The organism is Streptomyces anandii JCM 4720, from assembly GCF_014650655.1.
In the GTDB taxonomy this organism is placed as follows: Bacteria; Actinomycetota; Actinomycetes; order Streptomycetales; family Streptomycetaceae; genus Streptomyces; species Streptomyces anandii.
The window spans coordinates 58,865-68,291 of sequence record NZ_BMVJ01000021.1 but is presented as its reverse complement, the minus strand read 5'-3'; the positions used below and the strand labels follow the sequence as shown (position 1 = coordinate 68,291).

Annotated in this window: 7 protein-coding genes; all 7 read right to left on the bottom strand. The window is 72.2% G+C overall.

Annotated features, from left to right (window positions below; genetic code table 11):
* Nucleotides 1-1,149 (bottom strand): Asp-tRNA(Asn)/Glu-tRNA(Gln) amidotransferase subunit GatB (gatB, locus tag IE249_RS29105; RefSeq protein WP_229859486.1); only part of this gene is annotated, 1,149 nt, incomplete at its 3' end.
* 16 nt (nucleotides 1,150-1,165) lie between these two features.
* A complete protein-coding gene (locus tag IE249_RS29100; RefSeq protein WP_189709499.1) occupies nucleotides 1,166-1,408 on the bottom strand; it encodes a hypothetical protein in 243 nt (80 codons plus the stop codon).
* Nucleotides 1,405-2,913, bottom strand: coding sequence for an Asp-tRNA(Asn)/Glu-tRNA(Gln) amidotransferase subunit GatA (gene gatA, locus IE249_RS29095; RefSeq protein ID WP_189709497.1), 1,509 nt, complete (start codon nucleotides 2,911-2,913; stop codon nucleotides 1,405-1,407). Before gatA ends, IE249_RS29100 begins: the two co-directional genes overlap by 4 nt.
* 6 nt (nucleotides 2,914-2,919) lie before the next feature.
* The gene (gatC, locus tag IE249_RS29090) at nucleotides 2,920-3,216 is read right to left on the bottom strand and encodes an Asp-tRNA(Asn)/Glu-tRNA(Gln) amidotransferase subunit GatC (RefSeq protein ID WP_006130840.1); all 297 of its coding nucleotides are present in this window, start codon (nucleotides 3,214-3,216) and stop codon (nucleotides 2,920-2,922) included.
* Nucleotides 3,217-3,575: 359 nt separating this feature from the next.
* The gene (locus IE249_RS29085) at nucleotides 3,576-5,831 is read right to left on the bottom strand and encodes a putative bifunctional diguanylate cyclase/phosphodiesterase (RefSeq protein WP_189709495.1); all 2,256 of its coding nucleotides are present in this window, start codon (nucleotides 5,829-5,831) and stop codon (nucleotides 3,576-3,578) included.
* Nucleotides 5,832-6,093: 262 nt separating this feature from the next.
* Nucleotides 6,094-8,289: an NAD-dependent DNA ligase LigA gene (gene ligA, locus IE249_RS29080; protein WP_189709552.1), complete on the bottom strand. Its 2,196-nt coding sequence runs from the start codon at nucleotides 8,287-8,289 to the stop codon at nucleotides 6,094-6,096.
* A 15-nt stretch (nucleotides 8,290-8,304) separates the two neighbouring features.
* Nucleotides 8,305-9,312: a methionine synthase gene (locus IE249_RS29075; RefSeq protein ID WP_189709493.1), complete on the bottom strand. Its 1,008-nt coding sequence runs from the start codon at nucleotides 9,310-9,312 to the stop codon at nucleotides 8,305-8,307.
* Between the last annotated feature and the right edge of the window lie 115 nt (nucleotides 9,313-9,427).

The window sequence follows — 9,427 nt, the reverse complement described above, 5'->3', positions numbered from 1 at the left end:
GCCGGACTCGTTGGCGCTGCGCGCCAGTTCGCCCATCCACCACTTGCGGGCGGAGGCCGCGTCGGCGCCGGCGTCGATCGTGGCGACGATCGGGTCCAGCGCGCCGGCGTTGAGGATCGCCTGCATGTCGGTGCCGGAGATGCCCCACTCGGACAGCAGCCGGGTGCGGCGGGCCAGCGGCAGCTCGGGCAGCGCGGCCCGGATCTCCTCGACCCACTCGCGCGCGGGGGCCACCGGGACCAGGTCGGGCTCCGGGAAGTACCGGTAGTCCTCGGCCTCCTCCTTCACACGGCCGGAGGTCGTGGAACCGGTGTCCTCGTGGAAGTGCCGGGTCTCCTGCACGATCGTGCCGCCCGAGGAGAGCACGGCCGCGTGCCGCTGGATCTCGAAGCGGGCGGCGCGCTCCACGGAGCGCAGCGAGTTGACGTTCTTCGTCTCGCTGCGGGTGCCGAACTTGTCGGCGCCCTTGGGCATCAGTGACAGGTTCACGTCGCAGCGCATCTGGCCCATCTCCATGCGGGCCTCGGAGACGCCGAGGGCACGGATGAGCTCGCGCAGCTCACGGACGTAGGCCTTGGCGACCTCGGGGGCGCGCTCGCCGGCGCCGGTGATCGGCTTGGTGACGATCTCGATCAGCGGGATGCCGGCGCGGTTGTAGTCCAGCAGGGAGTGGGACGCGCCGTGGATACGGCCCGTGGCGCCGCCGACGTGCGTCGACTTGCCGGTGTCCTCCTCCATGTGGGCGCGCTCGATCTCCACGCGGAAGGTCTCGCCGTCCTCCAGCTGCACGTCGAGATAGCCGTTGAAGGCGATCGGCTCGTCGTACTGGGAGGTCTGGAAGTTCTTCGGCATGTCCGGATAGAAGTAGTTCTTCCGGGCGAAGCGGCACCACTCGGCGATCTCGCAGTTCAGCGCGAGACCGATCTTGATGGCGGACTCCACGCCGGTCGCGTTGACGACCGGGAGGGCGCCGGGCAGGCCGAGGCAGGTGGGGCAGGTCTGGGTGTTCGGGTCGGCGCCGAGCGCGGTCGAACAGCCGCAGAACATCTTGGTGGCGGTGCCGAGTTCGACATGGACCTCGAGGCCCATGACGGGGTCGTACGACGCCAGCGCGTCCTCGTACGACACCAGGTCGGTCGTGGTGGTCACGGTGAAAACTTCCCTCTCAGCCCAGCAGGACGTCGTCGTCGCCCAGCCGCTTCAGCTCGCGGTAGAGGATGGCGAGGTTGGTGACGACCGCGGCGCCGGTCACGACGGCGTCGAGCAGCCGCAGCGTGTCGTTGTCGCCACGGGCCTTCTTGATCTGCTTGTAGACACCGACGGCGCCGAACGCCGACGTGGCCATCGAGACGTAGAGACCGGTGCGGGACTTCTTGAACCCCTTGGCCTTGGACAGTGCATTGCTCACAGCGACGGAGCCTCCTCGAGCAGCGGATGTCCCCACTTTTCCACGAAGGCGGCCTCGACGGCCGCGCCGACCTTGTAGAGCCGGTCGTCCTTCATCACGGGCGCGATGATCTGCAGGCCCACCGGGAGGTTGTCCTCCGGGGCGAGACCGCAGGGCAGCGACATGGCCGCGTTGCCCGCCAGGTTGGTGGGGATGGTGCACAGGTCGGCGAGGTACATCGCCATCGGGTCGTCGGCGCGCTCGCCGATCGCGAAGGCGGTGGTCGGGGTCGTCGGGGAGACGATCACGTCCACCTGCTCGAAGGCCTTGTCGAAGTCCCGCTTGATGAGGGTGCGGACCTTCTGGGCGCTGCCGTAGTACGCGTCGTAGTAGCCGGAGCTGAGCGCGTACGTGCCGAGCATGACGCGGCGCTTGACCTCGGCGCCGAAGCCCGCCTCGCGGGTGAGGGAGGTGACCTCCTCGGCGGAGTGCGAGCCGTCGTCGCCGGTGCGCAGGCCGTAGCGCAGGCCGTCGAAGCGGGCCAGGTTGGAGGAGCACTCCGAGGGGGCGATCAGGTAGTACGCCGACAGGGCCAGGTCGAAGGACGGGCAGTCCAGCTCGACGATCTCGGCGCCCAGTTCCTTGAGCAGTTCGACGGACTCGTCGAACCGCTGGATGACGCCGGCCTGGTAGCCCTCGCCGCGGAACTGCTTCACCACGCCGACGCGCATGCCGGCCACGCTGCCGTTGCGGGCGGCCTCGACGACCGGCGGGACCGGCTCGTCGATGGAGGTCGAGTCGAGCGGGTCGTGCCCGGCGATCACCTCGTGCAGCAGCGCCGCGTCCAGGACCGTACGGGCGCAGGGGCCGCCCTGGTCGAGGGAGCTGGAGAAGGCGACCATGCCGTAGCGGGACACCGCGCCGTACGTCGGCTTGACGCCGACCGTGCCGGTGACGGCGGCCGGCTGGCGGATGGAGCCGCCGGTGTCGGTGCCGATGGCGAGCGGCGCCTGGAAGGAGGCGAGCGCGGCGGAGGAACCGCCGCCGGAGCCGCCGGGGATCCTGGTGAGGTCCCAGGGGTTGCCGGTGGGGCCGTAGGCGCTGTTCTCGGTGGAGGAGCCCATGGCGAACTCGTCCATGTTGGTCTTGCCGAGGATCACGACGTCGGCGGCCTTGAGGCGCTTGGTGAGCGTCGCGTCGTACGGCGGGATCCAGCCCTCGAGGATCTTGGAGCCGACGGTGGTCGGCACGCCCTCGGTGGTGAAGATGTCCTTGAGCGCGAGGGGCACGCCGGCCAGCGGGCCGAGCTTCTCGCCGCGCGCCCGCTTCTCGTCCACGGCGCGGGCCTGGGCGAGGGCGCCCTCGCGGTCGACGTGCAGGAAGGCGTGCACCTTCTCGTCGACGGCCTCGATCCGGGCGAGGTGGGCCTCGGTGACCTGGACGGCGGTGAGCTCGCCGGAGGCGATCTTCTCCGCGGTCTCGGCCGCGGTGAGCTTGATGCAGTATTCGATGTTCTTGGCCGTCATGGCTGCTTATTCCTCCCCCAGGATCTGCGGCACCTTGAAACGCTGCTGCTCCTGGGCCGGGGCGCCGGAGAGCGCCTGCTCGGGGGTGAGCGAGGGACGGACCTCGTCCGCGCGCATGACGTTCGTCAGCGGCAGCGGGTGGGAGGTCGGCGGTACGTCTTGGTCGGCGACCTCACTGACGCGGGCCACCGCGCCGATGATGTCGTCCAGCTGTCCCGCGAAGTGGTCGAGCTCTTCGGGCTTCAGCTCCAGACGCGCCAGCCGGGCGAGGTGGGCGACCTCCTCGCGCGTAATGCCAGGCATGCAGCGATCCTCTGGGGTGAGTGTGTGTGGTTCGGGGCTGGGGGCTGACGTCGCATTCCCGTCGTCCGCCCGCAGGGCGGGCGCCGCGGCGTCTGGTGCGTGCGATCGCAAGGCGCCGGAGCGTCCTCGTGGCGGAGGCCACGTGGACGGTTCGGCAACGCCGCGAGCGTGCGTGCCAGGCGTCGCGGAGCAGGCGGGAATGTGACGCCAGTCCCCAATCCTATGGGGCTCGGGCGTCTTGCCGTTAAACGGTTTCGCCCCCAGGCCCCGGGCGCGTGTCCCCCGGCTCGGTGTGTGTCCCTGGGCGCCGCGTCCTGACCCGTACTCGACTCCCCTGCCCCGGCCGGTGGCCGGAAGGGTCACTCGTCGGTGGCGGCCGCGGGGAGTGCCGCGCGGGGGCGGACCCAGCCGCGGGAGCCCCGGGCGCGCAGCCAGGCGGTGGTCTCCTGCGGCGGCATCGCGGCCGCGACCAGCCAGCCCTGTACGGCGTCGCAGCCCAGGTCGCGCAGGCGCTCCCAGGTCTCGTCGTCCTCGACACCCTCGGCGACGACGAGCAGGCCGAGCGAGTGGGCGAGGTCGACGGTGCAGCGGACGATCTCGGCGTCCTCGGTGTCGACCGCGAGCCGGGCCACGAAGGAGCGGTCGATCTTGAGCTCGCTCACCGGCAGCCGGCGCAGGTGCACCAGCGAGGAGTAGCCGGTGCCGAAGTCGTCCAGGGACATCTTCACGCCGTGCCCGGTCAGCGCGTGCAGGGTGTCGGCGGCGCGCTGGGGGTCCTCGAGCAGCACGTGCTCGGTGATCTCCAGTTGGAGCGCGCCCGCCGGGACGCCGTGCCGGGCGAGCCGGGCGGCGACCGAGCCGGCGAAGCCGGGTGTGTGCACGTCGCGCGGGCTGACGTTCACCGCGACCGGCACGAACAGGCCCTGTCCGCGCCACTCGGCGACCTGCCCGAGCGCGGTCTCCAGCACGTACTCGGTGAGGTGGGGCATCAGCCCCGAGGACTCGGCTATCGCTATGAACTCGTCCGGCGGGACCTTGCCGCGCTCCGGGTGCACCCAGCGGACCAGTGCCTCCAGGCCGGCCACCTGGCCGTCGAAGCGGACCTTGGGCTGGTAGTGCAGCTCGACCTCGTGGGCGTCCAGGGCCCGGCGCAGATCGCCCAGCAGCCCGAGCCGGTCGGGGGTGTTGGAGTCCCGCTTGGACTCGTAGACCTCCACGCCCGTGCGGTCCCGTTTGGCCTGGTACATCGCGACGTCCGCCCGGCGCAGCAGGCCCTCGGCGTCCAGGGCGTGGTCGGGGAAGACGGCGACGCCGGCGCTGGCCTCCAGGACGAGGGTGAGCCCGTCCAGGTCGAGCGGCGAGCTGAGGGTGGTGACCAGGCCGCGTGCGATGCGGGTGGCCGAGGTGGTGGAGTCGGCGACCGGCAGTAACACGGCGAACTCGTCGCCGCCGAGCCGCGCGGCCTCCGCCCCGCGCGGGAGGGCGGCCCGCAGCCGGTCGGCTATCTGCAACAGCAGCCGGTCCCCGGCGAGATGACCGAGTGTGTCGTTGACCGACCGGAAGCGGTCGAGGTCGATCAGCATCAGGGCGGCCCGGGCGCCGATGCGTTCGGCGTCGTCGAGGGCGGTCCAGATGCGCTCCAGCAGCCACTGCCGGTTGGGCAGTCCGGTCAGCGGGTCGCGCAACTGCTCCTCGGCCCGGGCGCGGGCTATCCACAGGGTGGAGTCCAGCGCGATCAGCGGGATGGCGAACAGGGGCAGCAGCACCGGCTTGGCGGCGGCGACCACGCAGATCAGGGGCGCGATGCCGAGCAGCGCGACGGCGACCAGCCCCTGTCTGACCAGGGCGGTGCGGGCCACGGTGGGCAGTCCGCCGGTGCGCGGGGCGCTCAGGTACCACAGCAGGGTGCGGGTGACGGCGAGGTAGACCGCCGCGGCGAGCACCACCTCGAGCGCGGTGTACGCGGTCCAGCCGGCCGGGTACCAGGGCCGCTCCACGCTCGGTACGCGTCCGAAGCCTCCGAGCACGAGGCCGGCGGCGCCGATGCCGAGGATGTCCACCGCGCCGTGCAGCACGCCGGGCCGCCAGCGGTTGCGCCGGGCGATGCCGACCAGCACGACGACGGTGAGGCTGACCATGCCGGCGGGCACCCAGCCGTAGAGCAGCAGCACGGCGAGGGTGAGGGCGGTGCCGGAGCCGGTGCCGCCCCACCAGCGGGCGCGGCCGAGCATGACGAGGTGTCCGACGATGATGCCGGTGAGCACGGCCAGCGACCAGCCGACCGTGTGGCAGGGGAAGAGCGCGTGGTGGCCGGCGAAGGCGCGGTAGAAGCCGGCGCCGAGGACGAGGCCGGCGGCCGCGACGACCGCGGCGGGCAGCGCGGGCCGGGGGGTGTGCGCTCCGGGCTCGGCGCCGGCCGGTCCGGCGCCCTGTTCGACGGGCGGCTGTGCGGAGGCGCGGACGTCCGCCGCGGTGTACTGTCCGGCGGGGCCGCCCGCCGGTCCGGTGCGCCCGGGGGCGCCCGGGCGCTCCGGCGTCCGCTCCCGGCGCCCCCGCAGCGCGCCGGTGAGCCGGCGCAGCCGTGAGTGCGGGGCGGCGCTCTCGGTCGGTTCCATTCCCGTCCCTCTCACAGCCGGCGGTGCCCACGCCACGCGGACCGGTGCCCGACAACAACCCTCGACGGCTCCGCGCCGGAAAACCCTTCCCCGGGCTCACCAGGAGCACGGGGATGCCCCGACCGCAGCTGGGCACGGCAGGCGCACATCCCAACAGTAGGCCGCGGAAGGCTGTCTCGGGCAGCGGTCGTCGACGGTTGCCCGAATGCGACCCGGCCACCCGTATGCATCTGATATGCGCCGTACGGGCGGTCTTCAACCGCTACTCACCGGTCGGAAGCGCGACTTCGGCCGCGGCCTCGGCGCCCCGCTCCAACAGGACACCGAAACCCTCCTCGTTCAGAACCGGAACCTTCAGCTGCACCGCCTTGTCGTACTTCGATCCGGGGCTGTCACCCACCACCACGAAGGAGGTCTTCTTCGAAACCGAACCGGTCACCTTCGCGCCCCGGCTCTGCAGCGCCTCCTTGGCGCCGTCCCTGGTGAAGTGCTCGAGAGTGCCCGTGACCACGACCGTCAGGCCCTCCAGCGGGCGCGGCCCCTCGTCCTCGCCGGAGCTCTCCTCCTCCATACGGACCCCGGCGGCCCGCCACTTGCGCAGGATCTCCTGGTGCCAGTCCTCGGCGAACCACTCCTTGAGCGAGGCCGCGATGATCGGGCCGACGCCCTCGGTGCCGGCCAGCTCCTCCTCGGAGGCCTGCTCGATGCGGTCGACCGAGCGGAACTCGCGGGCCAGCGCCTCGGCGGCCACCGGCCCGACGTGACGGATCGACAGCCCCGTGAGGACACGGGCCAGCGGGCGCCGCTTGGCGGCCGCGATGTTCTCCAGCATGGCAAGCGCGTTCTTCCTCGGCTCGCCCTGCTGGTTGGCGAAGACCGTCGCGACCTTCTCCTCGCCGGTCTTCGGGTCCCGCTTGGGCAGACCGCTGTCCTGGTCCAGGACGTACGCCTTGATGGGCAGCAGCTGCTCGACGGTGAGGTCGAACAGGTCGCCCTCGTCCCTCAGCGGGGGCTCGGCCGGCTCCAGCGGCTGGGTGAGGGCGGCCGCGGCCACGTACCCGAAGTGCTCGATGTCCAGGGCCTTGCGGCCCGCGAGGTAGAACAGCCGCTCGCGCAGCTGGGCCGGGCAGGACCGGGAGTTGGGGCAGCGCAGGTCGACGTCGCCCTCCTTCATCGGCCGCAGCGGCGTACCGCACTCGGGGCACTCGGACGGCATCACGAACTCCCGCTCGCTGCCGTCGCGCAGGTCGACCACCGGGCCGAGGATCTCCGGGATGACGTCACCGGCCTTGCGCAGCACGACGGTGTCCCCGATCAGGACGCCCTTGGCCTTGACGACGTCCTGGTTGTGCAGGGTGGCGAACTCCACCTCGGAGCCGGCGACCGTCACCGGCTCGACCTGCGCGTACGGAGTGACCCGGCCGGTGCGGCCCACGCCCACGCGGATGTTGACCAGCTTGGTGTTGACCTCCTCCGGCGCGTACTTGTACGCGATGGCCCAGCGCGGGGCCCGGGAGGTGGAGCCGAGGCGGCCCTGGAGCGGGATCTCGTCGAGCTTGACCACGACCCCGTCGATCTCGTGCGCCACCGAGTGGCGGTTCTCGCCGTAGTACGCGATGAACTCGCGGACGCCGTCGAGGCCGTCGACCACCTTGTTGTGCGGGGAGGTGGGCAGGCCCCAGGTGTGCAGCAGGTCGTAGGCCTGGGAGAGACGGGTCAGGCCCGTGAAGCCCTCCAGGGCGCCGATGCCGTGGACCACCATGTGCAGCGGGCGGGTGGCGGTCACGCGCGGGTCCTTCTGGCGCAGCGAACCGGCCGCCGCGTTGCGCGGGTTGGCGAAGGGCTTGTCGCCGGCCGCGACCAGGCGCTCGTTGAGCTCGAGGAACTTCGACATCGGGAAGTAGACCTCGCCGCGGATCTCCACCAGGTCCGGGACCCTCTCGCCCTTCAGCCGGTCGGGGATCTCCGCGATGGTGCGGACGTTGGGCGTGATGTCCTCGCCGGTGCGGCCGTCGCCGCGGGTCGCCGCGCGGGTGAGCCGGCCGTGCTCGTAGGTGAGGTTGACGGCCAGGCCGTCGACCTTGAGCTCGCACAGGAAGTGGTACGTCTGGTCGCCGAGCTCGCGGGCGATCCGGTCGGCCCAGGCGGCGAGGTCCTCGTCGTTGAAGGTGTTGTCCAGCGAGAGCATGCGCTCGCGGTGGCGGACGGCCGTGAACTCCGTCTCGTAGGAACCCGCGACCTTCTGCGTCGGGGAGTCCGGGGTGCGCAGCTCCGGATACTCCTCCTCCAGCGCCTGGAGGTCGCGCAGGAGCCGGTCGAACTCCGCGTCGCTGACGACGGGAGCGTCCTTGACGTAGTACCGGAAGCGGTGCTCCTCGACCTGCTCCGCGAGCTGTGCGTGCTTGTGGCGCGCCTCGGCGGGCACCGCTGTCTCGGCTTGCTGCTTGTCGCCGGCCACCGTCATGTCCTCCCGTTACTCAGGGTTGTCCGCGAGCGATCTCGCCGCCCGGACGCAGTGGGCGAGCGCCTGGCGTGCGTACGCCGGGGAAGCGCCCGCGAGTCCGCACGCCGGGGTGACCGTGACCGACTGGGCGAGCAGCCCCGGCCGCAGTCCCAGCCTGCGCCACAGCGTCCTGACACCCATGACGCTACCGGCAGGGTCTGACAACGGGCCGTCCGTGGTGGGGACGACACCGGCGAGCAGCCGGGTGCCCCCCTCCACCGCTTCCCCGACCGCGTCGTCGTCACGCTCGGTGAGAAGCGAGAAGTCCAGGGAGACCGCGTCGGCGCCGGCCCGGCGCAGCAGGGCGATCGGCACGTCCGGGGCGCAGGAGTGGACCGCGACCGGTCCGGCGGTGTGCACGGCCACGACGTCCCGCAACGTCGCCTCCACGGCCTGCCGGTCGACGGCCCGGTGGGTGCGGTAGCCGCTGGCGGTGCGCACCTGGCCGCGCAGAACCGCGGTGAGCGACGGCTCGTCGAGCTGGAGCAGCACGCGCGCGCCCGGCACCCGCCGCGCGACCTCGTCCAGATGCAGCCGCAGCCCCTCGGCGAGCGAGGCGGCCAGGTCCCGGCAGGCGCCGGGGTCGGACAGGGCGGCCTCGCCGTTCCTCAGTTCCAGGTGGGCGGCGAGCGTCCAGGGGCCGACCGCCTGCACCTTGAGCGCGCCCTCGTAGCCCTGGGTGAACTCCTCCAGCGCGTCGAGGTCCTCGACCAGCCAGGACCGCGCACGCCTGGTGTCCCGGCCGGGCCGGTCGCCGATCCGCCAGCCGCTGGGCTCCACGCGCGCGTACAGCTCGACGAGCATCCCGGCGGTGCGGCCGATCATGTCGGCGCCGGGGCCGCGGGCCGGCAGCTCGGGCAGGTGGGGGAAGTCCTCGAAGGTGCCGGTGACGGCCTTGACGGCCTCTCTCGCGTCCTCGCCCGGCATGGATCCGACGCCGGTCGCGGGGCCGTACCTGAACTGGGTGTTCTCGCTCACCCGTGCAGTATGCCTCCGGCGGTCGTGGGGATTTACGGCGCCGTCGGCCCACCTGGTGCCGTGGGATGCGGTACAGCCCTGGGGCTGCGGCCCCCAGACCGCGCTTCGGCCTTGA

Bases quoted from the DNA above. Each gene is read 5' to 3' on its own strand.
- gatA (WP_189709497.1), bottom strand. From the start codon at position 2,913: ATGACGGCCAAGAACATCGAATACTGCATCAAGCTCACCGCGGCCGAG.
- gatC (WP_006130840.1), bottom strand. From the start codon at position 3,216: ATGCCTGGCATTACGCGCGAGGAGGTCGCCCACCTCGCCCGGCTGGCG.
- IE249_RS29085 (WP_189709495.1), bottom strand. From the start codon at position 5,831: ATGGAACCGACCGAGAGCGCCGCCCCGCACTCACGGCTGCGCCGGCTC.